Source organism: Streptomyces durocortorensis (assembly GCF_016901035.1).
Lineage (GTDB): Bacteria > Actinomycetota > Actinomycetes > Streptomycetales > Streptomycetaceae > Streptomyces > Streptomyces durocortorensis.
Map to the genome: position 1 here is coordinate 1,876 of NZ_JAFEUF010000129.1, position 18,641 is coordinate 20,516.

The 18,641-nt window shown below is 71.6% G+C and carries 16 protein-coding genes and 1 tRNA gene; 15 read left to right on the forward strand and 2 right to left on the reverse strand.

The genetic code is table 11. The features are described from left to right. Window positions 1-286 precede the first annotated feature (286 nt). Window positions 287-850, forward strand: coding sequence for a hypothetical protein (locus tag JS521_RS22380; protein WP_205084735.1), 564 nt, complete (start codon window positions 287-289; stop codon window positions 848-850). Window positions 851-894: 44 nt separating this feature from the next. Here JS521_RS22380 and JS521_RS22385 read toward each other — a convergent pair whose 3' ends face one another. Continuing rightward, window positions 895-1,209, reverse strand: coding sequence for a hypothetical protein (locus JS521_RS22385; protein ID WP_239487663.1), 315 nt, complete (start codon window positions 1,207-1,209; stop codon window positions 895-897). A gap of 219 nt (window positions 1,210-1,428) precedes the next feature. After that, window positions 1,429-1,500, reverse strand: a tRNA-Arg gene (locus tag JS521_RS22390). Between the two features lie 211 nt (window positions 1,501-1,711). Here JS521_RS22390 and JS521_RS22395 point away from each other — a divergent pair. The 14 genes from JS521_RS22395 to JS521_RS22460 all read left to right on the forward strand — a co-directional run bounded on the left by JS521_RS22395 (window position 1,712) and on the right by JS521_RS22460 (window position 18,311). Then, complete coding sequence (locus tag JS521_RS22395; RefSeq protein ID WP_205084737.1) at window positions 1,712-2,125, forward strand: response regulator; 414 nt, start codon at window positions 1,712-1,714, stop codon at window positions 2,123-2,125. A gap of 110 nt (window positions 2,126-2,235) precedes the next feature. Beyond that, window positions 2,236-3,399 (forward strand): ArgS-related anticodon-binding protein NrtL, encoded by a 1,164-nt coding sequence (nrtL, locus tag JS521_RS22400; protein WP_205084738.1) that lies wholly within the window; start codon window positions 2,236-2,238, stop codon window positions 3,397-3,399. Between the two features lie 33 nt (window positions 3,400-3,432). Next, a complete protein-coding gene (gene lysA, locus JS521_RS22405) occupies window positions 3,433-4,824 on the forward strand; it encodes a diaminopimelate decarboxylase (protein ID WP_205084739.1) in 1,392 nt (463 codons plus the stop codon). Between the two features lie 98 nt (window positions 4,825-4,922). Continuing rightward, window positions 4,923-6,221 carry a homoserine dehydrogenase gene (locus JS521_RS22410; RefSeq protein WP_205084748.1) on the forward strand — a complete coding sequence of 433 codons (1,299 nt, stop codon included), beginning with the start codon at window positions 4,923-4,925 and terminating at the stop codon, window positions 6,219-6,221. A 7-nt stretch (window positions 6,222-6,228) separates the two neighbouring features. Further along, window positions 6,229-7,299: a threonine synthase gene (thrC, locus tag JS521_RS22415; protein WP_205084740.1), complete on the forward strand. Its 1,071-nt coding sequence runs from the start codon at window positions 6,229-6,231 to the stop codon at window positions 7,297-7,299. A 396-nt stretch (window positions 7,300-7,695) separates the two neighbouring features. Further along, window positions 7,696-8,613: a homoserine kinase gene (gene thrB, locus JS521_RS22420; RefSeq protein ID WP_030715269.1), complete on the forward strand. Its 918-nt coding sequence runs from the start codon at window positions 7,696-7,698 to the stop codon at window positions 8,611-8,613. Between the two features lie 389 nt (window positions 8,614-9,002). After that, the gene (gene rho, locus JS521_RS22425) at window positions 9,003-11,051 is read left to right on the forward strand and encodes a transcription termination factor Rho (protein ID WP_205084741.1); all 2,049 of its coding nucleotides are present in this window, start codon (window positions 9,003-9,005) and stop codon (window positions 11,049-11,051) included. A gap of 289 nt (window positions 11,052-11,340) precedes the next feature. Beyond that, window positions 11,341-13,095 (forward strand): trypsin-like serine protease, encoded by a 1,755-nt coding sequence (locus JS521_RS22430; protein WP_205084742.1) that lies wholly within the window; start codon window positions 11,341-11,343, stop codon window positions 13,093-13,095. A gap of 255 nt (window positions 13,096-13,350) precedes the next feature. Further along, window positions 13,351-14,454 (forward strand): LCP family protein, encoded by a 1,104-nt coding sequence (locus JS521_RS22435; protein ID WP_205084743.1) that lies wholly within the window; start codon window positions 13,351-13,353, stop codon window positions 14,452-14,454. A 166-nt stretch (window positions 14,455-14,620) separates the two neighbouring features. Continuing rightward, window positions 14,621-14,845, forward strand: coding sequence for a 50S ribosomal protein L31 (rpmE, locus tag JS521_RS22440; protein ID WP_205084744.1), 225 nt, complete (start codon window positions 14,621-14,623; stop codon window positions 14,843-14,845). A 159-nt stretch (window positions 14,846-15,004) separates the two neighbouring features. Next, window positions 15,005-16,081, forward strand: coding sequence for a peptide chain release factor 1 (prfA, locus tag JS521_RS22445; protein ID WP_003966262.1), 1,077 nt, complete (start codon window positions 15,005-15,007; stop codon window positions 16,079-16,081). A gap of 46 nt (window positions 16,082-16,127) precedes the next feature. Beyond that, complete coding sequence (gene prmC / locus JS521_RS22450) at window positions 16,128-16,973, forward strand: peptide chain release factor N(5)-glutamine methyltransferase (RefSeq protein ID WP_205084745.1); 846 nt, start codon at window positions 16,128-16,130, stop codon at window positions 16,971-16,973. Between the two features lie 52 nt (window positions 16,974-17,025). Beyond that, window positions 17,026-17,673: an L-threonylcarbamoyladenylate synthase gene (locus JS521_RS22455; protein ID WP_118899706.1), complete on the forward strand. Its 648-nt coding sequence runs from the start codon at window positions 17,026-17,028 to the stop codon at window positions 17,671-17,673. Then, complete coding sequence (locus JS521_RS22460) at window positions 17,670-18,311, forward strand: arsenate reductase/protein-tyrosine-phosphatase family protein (RefSeq protein ID WP_205084746.1); 642 nt, start codon at window positions 17,670-17,672, stop codon at window positions 18,309-18,311. The genes JS521_RS22455 and JS521_RS22460 overlap by 4 nt, the downstream gene beginning before the upstream one ends. Window positions 18,312-18,641: the final 330 nt, after the last annotated feature.

Here is an 18,641-nt window from a genome sequence, read left to right on the forward strand (position 1 = left end):
GGGGGGGGGGCCCCCCGCGCCCCGGGCGGGCCCGCCGCGGGGGGGGGGGGGGGGCCGGGGGGCCCGGGGGGGGGGCGGGGCCGCCCCCCCCCCCCCCCCCCCCCCCCCCTCTCTATTGCGTCCCGCACCGCCCGACCCGGAGGACTCGCATCACCAGGAGCCCCACGAAGCACGTGCGTCACAGAGGCCCCTTCCATCCGTCACAGCGATCTCTTAGTCTCACACCCTGTTCACATGTGATAATTGATGATCTCGCCACAGAGGTCAGGCGCGGGGGTAGTGAAGCATGCGTGAAAACTGGCGCTCGAAGTTGAGCGTTCTCGCAGGGGCGTCGGCCCTCGCCCTCGCGGCCGTCACCGCGACGCCGGCGCTCGCCGACGACGCCCCGGAGGCCTCCGTGGAAGTCCAGTTGCCCGTGGACGTGAAGGTCGTCGAAGGCGCCGCCGCGGAACCCGGCCCGGACTTCCCCTTCCCCGCGGACGGGGACGAGACGACCGGAGCGGCGGTCGCGGTGGCGTCCGCCAAGGCTGCTCCGCCCTCGGGCACCTGCCTCGGCGCGACCGCCGCCTACGGCTCCAACGGGTGCTTCCAGCACAACGGCGACATCGTCTGGGCCGGCGACACCCAGAAGGACGGCATGTCCGCGGCGGTCGGGGTCTACACCGACTACGGGCGCGCCGAGGAGGTCTGCGTCAACAAGCTCGGCGTGAACACCTGGGCGACCTGCAACAAGGACTACCGCGAGACCGGCAACGTACGTCTGCGCGTCCTGCGCTACGACGGCGACACCGGCAAGTTCTACCAGCCCGAGGCCTGGTCCGGCTGGATCCCGGTCGACGGGAAGTTCTGACCTGCCCACCCGGTGAGGGCGAGCCGGGAGACTCCGCGGGGCGGCTACGGCCGCCTCGCGAGTCGGTAGACCGCGTACGTGATGCCCAGGATGACGTCCACGACGGCCCACAGGACGATGATCAGGCCCACGCCGACCGCGGTGCCGACGTTCTCGGCGTCGTTGCAGCTCTGCTTGTCGAGCGTCCCGCAGTCCGCAGGGGTTCCCGAGCCGGAAGCGATCCCGGTGATCAGCCAGATCAGGAAGAGGAGTTGGACACCCAGGAAGACCCACAGGAAGCCCCGGTGCTTCTTGCGCGCGTTCTGCGGCGGTGGCTGGGGCTGCTGCCACTGCGGAGCGTTGGCCTGGGGGATGCTCATGACGATCACGCTTCGTTCATGTCGTCAGGGGGTTCGCGGTCACCGTGGCAGCGTGCCCACCTCTGCTGTACCCGCCTGCGCGGCTTCACCCCGAGGTTTTTCGGCTACGCCCATCATCTCTCCGCCCCGCGGCTTTGGCGCGGCTGGCCCGCGAGGGGGGGGCGGGAAACGACAAGAGCCTGACCGGCATATATGCAGGTCAGGCTCTCATTCCGGAAGTGCCCCCGGCAGGATTCGAACCTGCGCACCCGGCTCCGGAGGCCGATGCTCTATCCCCTGAGCTACGGGGGCGTATCGCGGTGTTGCTCTGCGACGGGTGAAACACTACCAGCTCCCACGGGGTCTCCGTGAACAGGTATTCCGCCGTGCCGCCGGGCCTCTTCCTCCCGGTCGGACGGTCCGGGGGAGCGGTGGCCACCCGTCCGGGGCGGAAGTGGACAAAACCCGGACGCCGCCCCTCCGGCCGACCTACTCTCGAAGGGTGTCAGGGGCGTACGGCCGCGTGCTTGTTGTCGACGACAACAAGGTCATCCGGCAGCTGATCAGGGTCAATCTCGAGCTGGAGGGCTTCGAGGTCGTGACCGCGGCCGATGGTGTCGAGGCCCTGGACCTGGTCGGGAGAGTCCGCCCCGACGCCATCACCCTCGACGTCGTGATGCCCCGGCTGGACGGTCTGGAGACCGCCACCCGGTTGCGCTCCGACCCCCGGACCCGTGGTCTTCCCATCGTCGTCATCAGCGCCTGTACGCCCTACGAGGTCGACGCGGGCGTGGCCGCCGGAGTCGACGCGTTCCTGGCGAAGCCGTTCGAGCCGAGCGAGTTGGTGCGGATCATGCGCCGGCTGGTGACCGGGGAGGAAGAGGCATCCGCGGACGGGCGGCGCGGTGCCGGGCGGGCGGGGAGCACCGCAGGCTGACCGGCGTGGCGGGCCGGGAGCGGCTGCCCCGCACCGTGGAACCGGGCCCGGCTGACCGGATGGCGAAACCGGGTCGCGGAGTGCCCCCCTCTCTCACCTACGCTTGACCCGTGACCCCCGCCGATCTCTCCCGGACCGTGCTGCACGCCGTGCGCCGCGCGGTCGACGAGGATGCGTTGCGCGCCCCCGTGCCCGCGCGCGTGCGGGTGGAGCGGACCCGGCCCGGCGGCAGCGGCGACTACGCCTGCGCCGTCGCCCTCCAGCTCGCCGGGCCCGCCGCGCTGCCCGCCCTGGAGGTCGCCCGCATCCTGCGCGAACGCGTCGCCGCCGAGCCCGGCGTCGGGCGGGTCGAGATCACCGGCCCGGGGTTCCTGAGCTTCACCCTCGACGCCCCGGCCGAGAGCGACCGGGCCGTGCTCGACGCCGTGCGGCAACAGGGCCTCGCGTACGGGCACGGGGACGCGCTCCGGGACGAGGCCCTCCCGTTCCACCACGCGCGGGAAGTGCGCGCCGCGGTCACCGCCCAGGCCGTGCGCCGGCTCCTCACCGCCCAGGGCGCCCGGGTCCGGATCACCTGCGCCGAGGCGCCCGACCCGGACTGGGCCCGCCTCGGCGTCACTGTCGACGCGCACGGGACGCCCGCCGAAGCACCCCCCGTACCGCTCACCGAGATCCGGCCCGTCCCCGCCGGGGCCACCGCGGGGGAGCTGCTGGAGCGGCTGGGGCCCGACGCGGCCCGCTGGGGGCTCCTGCGGGCCGCCGGACACGACCGCGCCGCCCTCGGCCCCGAACTGCTCGTCCAGGGCGAGGCCAATCCGCTCTTCCGGGTCCGCTACGCCCACGCCAGGGCCCGCGCCCTCACCCGCGGGGCCGCCCGCCTCGGCTTCACCGCCGAGGCAGGCGCGTACGGCGAAAGCCCCACCGAGCCCGCGGCGCAGGGCGAAAGCCTCGCCGCGCATGGCGAGAGCCCTGCCGAGCCCACCGCGACGACCGCGTACGACGCGGCCGCCCGCCCCCTCCTCGACCTCATCGCCGACCACCCCGGTGTGCTGCTCGCCGGGGCCCGTCACCGCGCGCCCGACCGGGTCGCCCGGCAGCTGGAAGCCGTCGCGCACGCGTTCTTCGACTTCCACGACTCCTGCCCGCCCCTGCCCGCCGGTGACGAGAAACCCTCGGCCGCCCACCGTGCCCGGCTGGCTCTCGCCGAAGCCGCCGGGACGGTGCTGGCAGGCGGCCTGTCCCTGCTCGGTATCCGTGCGCCCGAACACCTCTGACGCGATCAGAAGAGACCCGAAAGAACCATCACGATGAGCCGCTCCGCACACCCCGCAGGACCCCGCCACGCCGACGTCCTCACCGAGGGGCACTACACCGCGCCCGCCGCCGACCTCAACGCCCTCGACGAGAAGGTCTGGTCGCGCACCGTCACCCGTGACCCGGACGGCGCCCTCACCGTCGGCGGTATCGCCGTCGCGCGGCTCGCCGAGGAGTTCGGCACCCCCGCCTACTTCCTCGACGAGAGCGACTTCCGGGCCCGCTGCCGCGCCTGGGCCGACGCCTTCGGGCCCGACGCCGACGTCTTCTACGCCGGGAAGGCCTTCCTCTCCCGCGCCGTCGTGCGCTGGCTCAAGGAGGAGGGGCTGAATCTGGACGTCTGCTCCGGCGGGGAGCTGGCCACCGCGCTCGACGCCGGTATGCCCGCCGAGCGCATCGCCTTCCACGGCAACAACAAGACCGTCGCCGAGATCGAGCGGGCCGTCGAGGCCGGCGTCGGGCGGATCGTGCTCGACTCCTTCCAGGAGATCGTCCGCGTCGCCCACATCGCCCAGCGCCACGGCGTCCGCCAGCGCGTGCAGATCCGCGTCACCGTCGGCGTCGAGGCCCATACCCACGAGTTCATCGCCACCGCGCACGAGGACCAGAAGTTCGGCATCGCGCTCGCCGGCGGACAGGCCGCCGAGGCCGTGCGCCGCGCCCTCTCCCTCGACGGGCTCGAACTCATCGGCGTCCACTCCCACATCGGCTCGCAGATCTTCGACATGGCCGGCTTCGAGGTATCCGCCCGGCGCGTGGTGCAGCTGCTCGCCGAAGTACGTGACGAGCACGGCGTCGAGCTGCCCGAGATCGACCTCGGCGGCGGACTCGGCATCGCGTACACCTCCGAGGACGACCCCCGCGAGCCGTACGAGATCGCCAAGGCGCTCAGCGACATCGTCACCCGCGAGTGCGAGGCGGCCGGGCTGCGCACCCCGCGCATCTCGGTCGAGCCGGGCCGGGCCATCGTCGGGCCCACCGCGTTCACGCTCTACGAGGTCGGCACCATCAAGCCGCTCGAAGGGCTGCGGACGTACGTCAGCGTCGACGGCGGCATGTCGGACAACATCCGCACCGCGCTGTACGACGCCGAGTACAGCGTCGCCCTCGTCTCCCGTACCTCGGATGCCGAACCGATGCTCGTCCGGGTCGTCGGCAAGCACTGCGAGAGCGGCGACATCGTGGTCAAGGACGCGTTCCTCCCCGCCGACCTGGCGCCCGGCGACCTGATCGCCGTCCCCGCCACCGGCGCGTACTGCCGTTCCATGGCGAGCAACTACAACCACGCGCTGCGCCCGCCGGTCGTCGCGGTCCGCGACGGAGAGGCGCGCGTCATCGTCCGGCGCGAGACGGAGGAAGATCTCCTGCGTCTCGATGTCGGCTGATGAAATAGTCATCTCAGGATCCGGACGGGGGTCAGAAACTCCCGTCCGGTGAGTGAGACTGGTCCCCAATGAGCATGTACAGAAACGAGGGTCGGATGATGCGTACGCGTCCGCTGAAGGTGGCGCTGCTGGGCTGTGGTGTGGTCGGCTCAGAGGTGGCGCGCATCATGACGACGCACGCCGACGACCTCGCGGCGCGCATCGGCGCGCCCGTCGAGCTCGCCGGCGTGGCCGTCCGCCGGCCCTCGAAGGTGCGTGAGGGCATCGACCCCGCACTGATCACCACCGACGCGACCGCGCTCGTGCAGCGCGGCGACATCGACGTCGTCATCGAGGTCATCGGCGGCATCGAGCCCGCCCGCGCTCTCATCACCACCGCCTTCGAGAACGGCGCGAGCGTCGTCTCCGCCAACAAGGCGCTGCTCGCCGAGGACGGCGCGGCCCTGCACGCCGCCGCCGAGAAGTACGGCCGCGACCTCTACTACGAGGCCGCCGTCGCCGGGGCCATCCCGCTGGTGCGGCCGCTGCGCGAGTCGCTCGCGGGCGACAAGGTCAACCGGGTGCTCGGCATCGTCAACGGCACGACCAACTTCATCCTCGACAAGATGGACACCAGCGGCGCCGGCTACTCCGAGGCGCTCGACGAGGCCACCGCCCTCGGGTACGCCGAGGCCGACCCCACCGCCGACGTCGAGGGCTTCGACGCCGCCGCCAAGGCCGCGATCCTCGCCGGGATCGCCTTCCACACCCGCGTGAAGATCGGCGACGTGCACCGCGAGGGCATCACCGAGGTCACCGCCGCCGACATCGCCTCCGCCCGACGCATGGGCTGCACGGTCAAGCTGCTCGCCATCTGCGAGCGCGCCGCCGACGGGGCCTCCGTCACCGCCCGCGTGCACCCCGCGATGATCCCGCTCAGCCACCCGCTGGCCTCCGTCCGCGAGGCGTACAACGCGGTGTTCATCGAGGCCGACGCCGCCGGTCAGCTCATGTTCTACGGGCCCGGCGCCGGCGGTTCGCCGACCGCGTCCGCGGTCCTCGGCGACCTCGTCGCGGTCTGCCGCAACAAACTGGGCGAGGCCACCGGACCCGGTGAGTCCGCCTACACGCGCCTGCCGGTCAGCCCCATGGGCGACGTCGTCACGCGCTACCACATCAGCCTCGACGTGGCCGACAAGCCGGGCGTGCTCGCCCAGGTCGCGACGGTCTTCGCCGAGCAGGGCGTGTCCATCGACACGGTCCGCCAGCAAGGCCGGCCGGACTCGGACGGCGAGGCATCCCTCGTCGTCGTCACCCACCGCGCGCCCGACGCCGCCCTCTCCGGGACCGTCGAAGCGCTGCGCAAGCTCGACACCGTGCGCGGTGTCGCCAGCATCATGCGTGTTGAAGGGGAGTAAAGGACCCATGACCAGCAAGGGCACCCACCAGTGGCGCGGCATCATCGAGGAGTACCGGGACCGGCTTCCGGTCACGGCGACGACGCCGGTCGTCACGCTTCGTGAGGGCGGTACGCCGCTCGTACCGGCGCAGGTCCTCTCCGAGCGCACGGGCTGCGAGGTGCACCTCAAGGTCGAGGGCGCCAACCCCACCGGTTCCTTCAAGGACCGCGGCATGACCATGGCCATCACCCGGGCCAAGGAGGAGGGGGCGAAGGCCGTCATCTGCGCCTCCACCGGCAACACCTCCGCCTCCGCCGCGGCGTACGCGGTGCGTGCGGGCATGGTCTGCGCCGTGCTCGTACCGCAGGGCAAGATCGCGCTCGGCAAGATGGGCCAGGCCCTCGTGCACGGCGCCAAGATCCTCCAGGTCGACGGCAACTTCGACGACTGCCTCACCCTGGCCCGCGCGCTCTCGGACAACTACCCGGTGGCGCTGGTCAATTCGGTCAACCCGGTCCGTATCGAGGGCCAGAAGACCGCCGCGTTCGAGATCGTCGACGCGCTCGGCGACGCCCCCGACATCCACGTCCTGCCGGTCGGCAACGCGGGCAACATCACCGCGTACTGGAAGGGCTACACCGAGTACGCCGGTGACGGCGTCTCCAGCCGCTCCCCGCGCATGTGGGGCTTCCAGGCCTCCGGTTCGGCGCCCATCGTGCGCGGCGAGGTCGTCAAGGACCCGTCCACCATCGCCACCGCGATTCGCATCGGCAACCCGGCCTCCTGGAACTACGCGCTCGCCGCACGCGACGAGTCGGGCGGCTTCATCGACGAGGTGACGGACCGGCAGATCCTGTCCGCCTACCGGCTGTTGGCCTCCCAGGAGGGCGTCTTCGTGGAGCCCGCCTCGGCCGCGTCCGTCGCCGGTCTGCTCAAGGCCGCCGAGGAGGGCAAGGTCGACCCCGGCCAGCGCATCGTCTGCACGGTCACCGGCAACGGCCTCAAGGACCCCGACTGGGCCGTCGCGGGCGCCCCGCAGCCGGTCACGGTCCCGGTCGACGCGGCCACCGCCGCCGAGAAGCTCGGGCTCGTCTGAGCCGGTCCCGGACGGGCCGCGGCAGCCGCCGCGCCCCACCGGCGGACCAGGGTGACGCCACCTCGTCGCCGTCACCCGGGCAACCGTGACAACCCAGCTCAACCGCCCTCTTTCCGGGGCGGAGAGCGCATAGGAGGCGGGCGACACGCATCGTGCGCCTCCTGTGCGCCCTATGTCGCGACAGAACCTTCCTTCGATAAGCTGTACCTCATCCGACCGACACCCGCCCGACGGTCCGCTGCGGTACGGCAGCCGTTGTGGCGAACGCGGTGCGGGCCACCACCGGATCCCCTGTACGTCCCGGTGCGCACTGTGTCCCGCCCCGTCCCCGCAGCCCCCGCCGCCGCAGATCCACCGCACTGCATCCCCGCCGCCTTACAAGGAGTGGTCCGACCGATGGCCGGTCCCGCGTTCCGAGCCGCCGCCGTCCGGGTGCGCGTCCCCGCCACCAGCGCCAACCTGGGGCCGGGTTTCGACGCCCTCGGCCTCTCGCTGGGGCTGTACGACGACGTCGTCGTCCGGGTCGCCGACTCCGGGCTGCACATCGACATCGCAGGTGAGGGCAGCGAGAGCCTGCCCCGCGACGAGAGCCACCTGCTCGTGCGCTCCCTGCGCACCGCGTTCGACCTGCTCGGCGGCCAGCCCCGCGGGCTGGAGATCGTCTGCGCCAACCGCATCCCGCACGGCCGCGGCCTCGGTTCCTCCTCCGCCGCCATCTGCGCCGGAATCGTCGCCGCCCGCGCCGTGACGACCGGCGGCGACGCCCGTCTCGACGACGCGGCCCTGCTGGAGCTGGCGACCGAGATCGAGGGGCACCCCGACAACGTCGCGGCCTGTCTGCTCGGCGGATTCACCCTCGCCTGGATGGACGGCGGCTCGGCCCGGGCGATCCGGATGGACCCCGCCGACTCCGTGGTCCCGGTGGTCTTCGTACCCGGGCGTCCGGTGCTCACCGAGACGGCGCGCGGCCTGCTCCCGCGCACCGTTCCGCACGTCGACGCGGCGCTCAACGCCGGCCGGGCGGCCCTGCTCGTCGAGGCCCTGACCCGGCGCCCCGAGCTGCTGCTCGCCGCCACCGAGGACCGGATCCACCAGGAGTACCGGGGCCCGGCCATGCCGGAGAGCGTGGAGCTGGTGCACCGCCTGCGCGCCGACGGCGTGCCCGCGGTCATCTCCGGCGCGGGGCCCACGGTCCTCGCGCTGACGGAGGAGGGTTCGGCCGACAAGGTCGCCCGACTGGCGGGGGAGGGCTGGGCGGCGAACCGGCTGGCCCTCGACGCCACGGGCGCCACGGTGCTGCCGCTGGCCGCGTAACCGCATGTGATTACCGGTGAGCGAGAGGGGGAATGTTTGTTGGAGCCGGTAGTGTTAACCTCAAGTCTGCAACCGACGTCTTTGAGGCGCGTTGCTTCGTGTCCCCCTCCGGGACCACCATTCTTCCGGGAGCCTCCCCAACTGCCTGAGCAGCCTGCCTGAGCAGTTTCGAGCACGCTCCGGAACCGGCACGACACCCCTCGCTCGTCCAGGAGTGGGCCGAGCAGGGGGATCTCGCGCCGGACCCCGCACGTTCATCTCTCCGCCGTACCCGGCGGACCACCGCCCCGGCAAGGTCCGCGATCCAGCAAGATCAACAGACCGCAGTCGGACAGCACAACCGGTCGCCGAGCCAGAAGGCCGACGTCCGCTCCAGGGAAGGACCCTTCGTGAGCGACACCACCGATCTGATGGGCGTCACTGCCGACAAGAACGTCGACAGCGCCGCGCCCGCCGAAGGTGCTGCCACTGGCACCACCGCACGGCGCCGCCGCTCCGGCACCGGCCTTGACGGCATGGTCCTGGCCGAGCTGCAGCAGGTCGCGTCCGGCCTCGGCATCAGGGGCACCGCGCGGATGCGCAAGAGCCAGCTGATCGAGGTCATCAAGGAGGCGCAGGCGGGTGGCGGATCCGCCGCCCCCAAGACCTCCTCCAAGGCCGCAGAGGCCCCCGCCGAGGCGGAGAGCAAGCCCAAGCGCCGCGCGACCTCGAAGGCGCGCACCGGGAACGAGGGCGCTGCCGCCGCCGAGAAGGACACGGCCGCCCAGCAGCAGATCGACATCCCCGGCCAGCCGGCCAGCGACGAGCAGCCCGCGGGCGAGCGTCGTCGCCGTCGTGCGACCGCGCAGGCGGGCAGCCCCGACACCAAGACCGAGGCGAAGACCGAGGCCAAGGCCAAGGCGGAGCCCCAGGCCGAGCAGAAGACCGAGGAGCGGGCCGAGCCCAAGGGCGACGCCAAGGCCGAGGCGGCCACCGACACGGCCGAGGGCCGTCGCGGCGACCGTCAGGGCCGGGACCGCGGCGACCGCGGCGACCGTGAGGGCCGCCGCGAGCGTCAGCGCGACCGCCGCGGCAAGGGCGACGACCAGGGCCAGCAGGGCGGCGGCGGGCAGCGCCAGGGCCAGCGGCAGGGTCAGGGCCAGAGCGGCCAGGGCCAGCAGAACCGTGACAACGGTCCGCAGGACGACTTCGACGACGAGGCGGGCGGCCGTCGTGGCCGGCGCGGGCGCTACCGCGACCGGCGTGGCCGCCGCGGCCGCGACGACTTCGCCGGCGACGTGCAGGTGGCCGACGACGACGTCCTGATCCCCGTCGCGGGCATCCTGGACATCCTCGACAACTACGCGTTCATCCGGACCTCCGGCTACCTGCCGGGCCCGAACGACGTGTACGTCTCGCTCGCCCAGGTCCGCAAGAACGGCCTGCGCAAGGGCGACCACGTCACCGGCGCGGTCCGCCAGCCCAAGGACGGCGAGCGGCGCGAGAAGTTCAACGCGCTGGTCCGCCTCGACTCGGTCAACGGCATGGCGCCGGAGTCCGGCCGCGGCCGCCCCGAGTTCCAGAAGCTGACCCCGCTCTACCCGCAGGACCGGCTCCGTCTGGAGACCGACTCCAACGTCCTGACGACGCGGATCATCGACCTGGTGGCCCCGATCGGCAAGGGTCAGCGTGGCCTCATCGTGGCCCCGCCGAAGACCGGTAAGACCATGATCCTGCAGGCCATCGCCAACGCGATCACGGTCAACAGCCCCGAGTGCCACCTGATGGTCGTCCTGGTCGACGAGCGTCCGGAAGAGGTCACCGACATGCAGAGGTCGGTGAAGGGCGAGGTCATCTCCTCGACCTTCGACCGTCCCGCCGAGGACCACACCACCGTCGCCGAGCTGGCCATCGAGCGCGCCAAGCGCCTCGTCGAGCTGGGTCACGACGTGGTCGTCCTGCTCGACTCGATCACCCGTCTGGGCCGCGCGTACAACCTCGCGGCGCCGGCCTCCGGCCGCATCCTCTCCGGTGGTGTCGACTCGACCGCGCTGTACCCCCCGAAGCGCTTCTTCGGCGCCGCGCGCAACATCGAGGACGGCGGCTCGCTGACCATCCTGGCCACCGCGCTCGTCGAGACCGGCTCGCGCATGGACGAGGTGATCTTCGAGGAGTTCAAGGGCACCGGCAACATGGAGCTCAAGCTCGACCGGAAGCTCTCGGACAAGCGCATCTTCCCGGCGGTGGACGTCGACGCGTCCTCCACCCGTAAGGAAGAGATCCTGCTCGGCACCGACGAGCTGGCCGTCGTCTGGAAGCTGCGCCGGGTGCTGCACGCGCTCGACCAGCAGCAGGCGATCGAACTCCTCCTGGACCGGATGAAGAAGACCCAGTCCAACGCGGAGTTCCTGCTCCAGATCCAGAAGACGACGCCGGGCAGCGGAAACGGCAACGACTGACCGGCCCAGCGGTACGAAAGGCTCCGTCCCCTCACCTCGGTGAGGGGACGGAGCCTTTTTCCGTCCGCCTGGTTCCCTTTTCTTCTTCTTTTCCTTCTCTGCACATTCCCTTGCCGTTGTTACTCACGTAATATTTGGGCCAGTTGAGGTGGGGGGCCATCGAGGCGGAACGGCAGAGGCGTGAGCCCTGCGGTGATCCGCCCTGCGCTGTGCGCAGTTCACGCATCCCCGCCGTATCCCGACCGGCGGGGCTTTTTCGTCCCCCGGTTCCTATCCGAAGGATCACCGCGTGCACATACGCACCACGGGGGGCCGGCACGCGCGCCGGCTCAGACTCGCCGTCCCGGCGGCGGCCGTCACCGTTCTCGCCCTCGTCGGCACCGCGCTGACGATGTCCACCTCCCAGGCGGAGGAGCCGGCGCCGTCGCTGTCCGCCGCGGCAGCCGAACGGCCCGTCTCCCCGCCCGACTCGGTGCTGCGTGAGCGGATCGCCGAAGCCGCGGCGGCCGAGCGCAAGGCGCTGCCGCCGGCCGAGTTCTCCCGGGGCGACGGCCCCACGCCCACGCCGATGGTCATCGGCGGCACGCCGACGCCGATCTCCGCCGCGCCGTGGATGGCACAGCTCTGGTACTCCGCCCCGGACGGCACCGGCTTCTTCTGCGGCGGCGTGGTCATCGCGCCCACGAAGATCGCCACGGCCGCGCACTGCGTGGACGGGTACAACTGGGGGGAGTACGGCGTCGTCGCGGTCGGCAACGCCTCCATCGAGCCGAGCGACACCGAGTTCGTCGCGTTCCCCTACCGCCAGTGGAGCCACCCGCTCTACCGGGACAACGAGGGCGCGGCCGACAACGACATCGCCGTGCTGACGGTGGACCGCGTCCTCCCGGCCAAGCCGCTGCCCGTGGCGTCGAACACCGACACCGCGCTCTACGCGCCGGGCACGCAGGCGAAGGTCTACGGCTGGGGCCGTACGACCTCGACCAGCGACGACATCTCCACGACCCTGCGTTCGGCGACGATCCCGATCGTGTCGGACGCGGCATGCCGCGACTCGTACGGCAGCAACTACTTCGTGGCGGGCCACATGGTCTGCGCCGGCAAGACGGGCGCGACCGACGCGGAGACCACCGGGTCGTGCAACGGTGACTCCGGCGGCCCGCTGGTGATCGGCGGCAAGCTGGCCGGCATCGTGTCGTGGGGCATCGAGGACTGTGTCGGAGAGGGCGCGTACAGCGTCTTCGCCAAGATGACCACGTACGCCGCCGCCGTCAACGCGCGGGCCTACGACACGAATCCCACCTACGACCACCGTGCGGACCTCGTCGCGCGCAGTGCGTCCGACAACAACCTGTACCTGTTCGCCTCGACGGGCAGCGGGATGAAGAAGAACGAGTTCGGTGACGACTGGGGCGGTATCAACGTCCTGCTCCAGACGGACCTCAACCGGGACGACGAGCAGGACCTCCTGATCCGCGGCAAGGACGGCAACCTGTACTGGCAGTGGTACAGCAGGGCGTCCCAGGAATGGAACGTCAAGCAGCTGGCCACCGGCTGGGGCACCCGTAAGCAGATCCTCGCCCCCGGAGACCTGACGGGTGACGGCCACCCGGACATCCTCTCGACCGACTCCGACGGCGGCTTCTGGCTGTACCCGGGCAAGGGCAACGGCACCTTCGCCGCCAGGACCAAGATCGGCGGCGGCGGCCTCAGCTACAACATGGTCCGCGGCAGCGGCGACTTCACCAACGACGGCAAGGCCGACATCATCGCCCGCGGCAGCGGCGGCAAGATGTACCTCTTCAAGGGCACCGGCAAGGCGAGCGCCCCGTTCGCGCCCAAGGTCCTCGTCCGGACCTGGGACGTGGCCACGGCCCTGGTCACCACCGGTGACTTCACCGGCGACGGCCACGCGGACATCATCGTCCGGGTGAAGACCGGGGAGCTGTACCTCTACCCCGGTACCGGTAAGTCGGACAGCGGCATCTTCGGTGCCCGCAAGCTGCTCGGCTCGGGAGCCAACAACTACAACCTCTTCGGCTGACCCGAGACCTTGACCACATCCCGTACGGCCGCTAAGCAGCCCGCACGATCGCTGTACGGAGCACGAAACCCCAGGTGAACGCCGCCTCACGGCTCGTACGCCCGTAAGACCTGTGGCCCCCGCCCCCGGCGGGGGGCCACAGGTGTCTGTGCAACCCTTCTTGGTGCTTCGGCCGTCCCACCAGGAGAGGCCGGCCGCGCGTGGAACACCACGGCAGGGGGCACACGGGCACAGCAGGAGTGACGAGGGAGACGCGTGAGCGAGCAGAGCAGGAGCACGGGCCGCATACGCGGCACCGGCAGCCGACGGAGGAAGCCGACCCGCCGGCACCGTGCCAAGGTCGTGGCGGCCTGGACGGCGGCGGGAGTCGTGGTCGTCGGCGGGGCCGGGCTCGGCTACGCGTACATGGCGCTCGACGGCAACCTCTCCAGCATCGACATCGACGCCAAGCTCGGCACCGACCGTCCCGACGACGTGGACGACGGCTCGCAGGACATCCTGGTGCTGGGCTCCGACTCGCGCTCCGGCGACAACGGGAAGTACGGCGAGGACGAGGGCGCTGCCCGCTCCGACACGGCGATGGTCGTCCACGTCGACAAGGGCCACAAGTCCGCGAGCGTCGTCTCGATACCGCGCGACACCCTGATCGAACGCCCCGACTGCGAGAGCGACACCACCGGCGACCAGGTCCCCGCCGAGCACCGGGCGATGTTCAACACCGCCTACGAGGTGGGCGGGCCCGCCTGCGCGGTCAAGACCGTCGAGTCGATGTCCGGCATCCGCATGGACCACTACCTGGAAGTCGACTTCACCGGCTTCAAGAAGCTCATCGACGAGCTCGGCGGCGTCGAGATCACCACGAAGACCGCGATCGACGACTCCAAGAGCCATCTGAACCTGGAGCCCGGCACCCACACCCTCAACGGTGAGGAGTCCCTCGGCCTCGTCCGTACCCGCAAGAGCGTCGGCGACGGCAGTGACCTGGGGCGCATCCAGCTCCAGCAGGCGTTCATCAAGGCGCTGATGGACCAGGCGAAGAGCGTCGGGGTGTTCTCCAGCCCCAAGAAGCTCTACGGTCTCGCGGACGCCGCCACCAAGGCCGTCACCACCGACTCCGGACTCGGCTCGGTCAAGAAGCTCACCGGTTTCGCGGGAGGCCTCAAGGGGCTCGGCGCCGACAACGTCCACATGGTGACGCTCCCCGTCGAGTACGACCCGGCCGACCCGAACCGCGTCCTCCCGCAGGAGAAGGCCGGCCGGCAGGTGTGGGCTGCGCTCAGATACGACCGGCCGATCCCCGCCTCCGCCACCGAGAAGTCGGCCGGCGACAAGGGCGACGCCGACAAGGTCGTCGAGTAGCCCACCGGTCACCCCGGGTGCACGGCCGGGTGGCGGGGAATACCCGCGCCCCGCCCCCGGTTTTGGGAGATACGGCCGGTCCTGGCAGACTGGTACGTCGGCCCCGGTTCACGGCCCCGCAAATCCGCGCGGACGACCCGGCGCCCTCCCGAAACTAGGAGACACCTTGAAGCGCGACATCCACCCCGAGTACGTCGAGACGCAGGTCAGCTGCACCTGCGGTGCGTCGTTCACCACCCGGAGCACCCTCGACAGCGGCGCCATCCGTGCCGACGTCTGCTCCGAGTGCCACCCGTTCTACACGGGCAAGCAGAAGATCCTCGACACCGGCGGCCGCGTGGCCCGCTTCGAGGCCCGCTTCGGCAAGGCTGCCGGCTCCGCCAGCAAGTAGCGAGCCACTGCGCCGGTTCCTGGCGCCCTCTTCCCGGGGGCGTCGGAACCGGCGTTTTTTCCGGTCGGGTGCCCTCGGGGGCAACCCCCGCAGGACACCCCACCGGGCAGTACGCCCTCCAGCAGGCCCGCAGATCCCAGACCAACCAGGAGCCCCCGCATGTTCGAGGCGGTCGAGGAACTGATCGGTGAGCACACCGGTCTTGAGAAGAAGCTCGCCGACCCGTCGGTCCACGCCGACCAGGCCAACGCGCGCAAGCTGAACAAGCGCTACGCGGAGCTGACCCCGATCGTGTCCACGTACCGGGCCTGGAAGCAGACCGGCGAGGACATCGAGACCGCCCGCGAGTTCGCCGCGGACGACCCCGACTTCGCAGCCGAGGTCAAGGAGCTGGAGAAGCAGCGCGAGGAGATCACGGAGAAGCTCCGCCTCCTCCTCGTCCCGCGCGACCCCAGCGACGACAAGGACGTGCTCCTGGAGATCAAGGCGGGCGCCGGCGGCGACGAGTCCGCCCTGTTCGCCGGTGACCTGCTGCGCATGTATCTGCGCTACGCCGAGCGCGTCGGCTGGAAGACCGAGATCATCGACTCCACCGAGTCCGAGCTCGGCGGCTACAAGGACGTCCAGGTCGCCGTCAAGACCAAGGGCGGCAACGGCGCCACCGAGCCCGGCCAGGGCGTCTGGGCCCGGATGAAGTACGAGGGCGGCGTGCACCGCGTGCAGCGCGTGCCCTCCACCGAGTCCCAGGGCCGCATCCACACCTCCGCCGCGGGCGTGCTCGTCACCCCCGAGGCCGAGGAGGTCGACGTCGAGATCCACGCCAACGACCTGCGCATCGACGTCTACCGCTCCTCGGGCCCCGGCGGGCAGTCCGTCAACACGACCGACTCCGCCGTCCGCATCACGCACCTGCCGACCGGCGTCGTCGCGTCCTGCCAGAACGAGAAGAGCCAGCTCCAGAACAAGGAGCAGGCCATGCGCATCCTGCGCTCCCGGCTGCTCGCCGCCGCCCAGGAGGCCGCCGAGCAGGAAGCCTCCGACGTCCGCCGCAGCCAGGTGCGTACCGTCGACCGCTCCGAGAAGATCCGGACGTACAACTTCCCGGAAAACCGCATCTCGGACCACCGCGTCGGCTTCAAGGCGTACAACTTGGACCAGGTGCTCGACGGAGAGCTCGACGCAGTCATCCAGGCCTGCGTCGACGCCGACTCCGCCGCCAAGCTCGCCAACGCGTAAGCGACCGTCCCGCCCCGCACACCCGTAAACCGTACGGAGAACCGCGATGAACCTGCTGCTCGCCGAGGTGGCCCAGGCCACCCAGCGGCTGGCCGACGCCGGTGTCCCCTCACCGCGATTCGACGCCGAGGAACTCGCGGCCTACGTCCACGGGGTCAAGCGGGGCGCGCTGCACACGGTGCCCGACACCGACTTCGACGCCCGCTACTGGGAGACCATCGCCCGCCGCGAGGCCCGCGAACCGCTCCAGCACATCACCGGCCGCGCCTTCTTCCGCTACCTGGAACTCCAGGTCGGACCCGGCGTCTTCGTGCCCCGGCCGGAGACCGAGTCGGTCGTCGGCTGGGCCATAGATGCGGTGCGCGCGATGGACGTCGTCGAGCCCGTCGTCGTCGACCTGTGCACGGGATCGGGCGCCATCGCGCTCGCCATGGCGCAGGAGGTGCCCCGCTCCAAGGTGCACGCCGTGGAGCTGTCCGAGGACGCCCTCAGGTGGACGCGGAAGAACGCCGAGGGGTCCAGGGTCACCGTGCACAAGGGAGACGCCCTGAGCGCCCTTCCCGAGCTCGACGGCCAGGTCGACCTGGTGATCTCCAATCCGCCGTACATCCCGCTCACCGAATGGGAGTACGTCGCCCCCGAGGCCCGCGACCACGACCCGGAGATGGCCCTCTTCTCCGGCGAGGACGGCCTCGACACCATCCGCGGCATCGAACGCACCGCCCACCGTCTGCTCCGCCCCGGCGGCCTCGTCGTCATCGAGCACGCCGACACCCAGGGCGGCCAGGTCCCCTGGATCTTCACCGAGGAGCGGGGCTGGGCCGATGCGGCCGACCACCCCGACCTCAACAAGCGCCCCCGGTTCGCCACCGCCCGCAAGGCCATGCCGTGACCGGCCCCCGGCACCACCACCCGTACCCGCACCTGTCCGAGGAGGCCGGCTGATGGCTCGGCGATACGACTGCAACGACGCCACCGACCGGACCACGGGCCTGCGCGAGGCCGCATCGGCCGTCCGCCGGGGCGAACTGGTCGTGCTGCCCACCGACACCGTCTACGGGATCGGTGCGGACGCCTTCACCTCCGAGGCCGTCGCGGACCTGCTGGACGCCAAGGGCCGGGGCCGCAACATGCCCACCCCCGTCCTCATCGGCTCCCCGAACACCCTGCACGGCCTGGTCACCGACTTCTCCGAGCAGGCCTGGGAGCTGGTCGACGCCTTCTGGCCCGGCGCCCTCACCCTCGTCGCCCGGCACCAGCCCTCCCTCCAGTGGGACCTCGGCGACACCCGGGGCACCGTCGCGATCCGGATGCCGCTGCACCCGGTCGCCATCGAGCTGCTCACCGAGGTCGGCCCGATGGCCGTCTCCAGCGCCAACCTCACCGGACACCCCTCGCCCGAGGACTGCGACGCCGCTCAGGGCATGCTCGGCGACTCCGTCTCCGTCTACCTCGACGGCGGCCCGACGCCCGGCATCGTGCCGTCCTCCATCGTCGACGTCACCGGCGCCACCCCGGTCCTGCTGCGCGCCGGCGCCCTCTCCGCGGAGGAGCTGCGCAAGGTGGTCCCCGACCTCGAGGTGGCCAATTGACCGCCCCCGAGGGGCGTGGCATAGCGGGGCGGACCGGCACCTTCCGCATCCTCCACGTCAGCACCGGCAACGTCTGCCGCTCGCCCATCACCGAGCGGCTGACCCGCCATGCCCTGGTGGACCGCCTCGGCGACCCGCTCAGCGGCGGCCTGATCGTGGAGAGCGCGGGCACCTGGGGCCATGAAGGTGCCCCCATGGAGGCCAACGCCGAGGTCGTCCTCGCCGACTTCGGCGCGGACGCCACCGGCTTCGTCGGCCGCGAACTGCTCGACGAGCACGTCATCCGCGCCGACCTGGTCCTCACCGCCACCCGCGACCACCGCGCCCAGGTCATCTCCATGGGCCACTCCGCGGGCCTGCGCACCTTCACGCTCAAGGAGTTCACCCGGCTGGTCCGGGCGATAGACCCGGCCACCCTGCCCGATGCGCGCGACGAGGGCGTCGTCGAGCGCGCCCGCGCCCTGGTGCGCGCCGCCGCCGCGCTGCGCGGCTGGCTGCTGGCCCCGACCGCCGAGGCGGACGAGGTCTACGACCCCTACGGCGCGCCCATCACCTTCTTCCGCTCGATCGGCGACGAGATCAACCAGGCGCTCGACCCGGTCGTCACCGCGCTCACCGGCGTACGCGCCCCGAGCTGACGGACGCGGACACGCGTCGGCGCACGGCCGACGCGGCGGCAACCGCGGGCCACCTCCTCCCTGCCGAAGGGCGGTGCGCCGACCGGCGTACGGCGCCCCGCGACAGCGGGCACGCCGCCCCGCCCCGGCGTACGTTGGAGCTGACACCGGCACCCCTCGCCGGCGCACCCACCTCCAGGCCCGGAGCCGTCCCATGCCGGTCACCTCTCCCGCCGCACCCCCGTCCGCGGCCGTGCCGCCCGCGCCCTCGCCCCCCCGGTCACCGGCCCCGCCCCCGCCCGCAAGCTTTGGGGAGCCCCCCTCGTCCCCCGCTACCGCCACCACAACCAG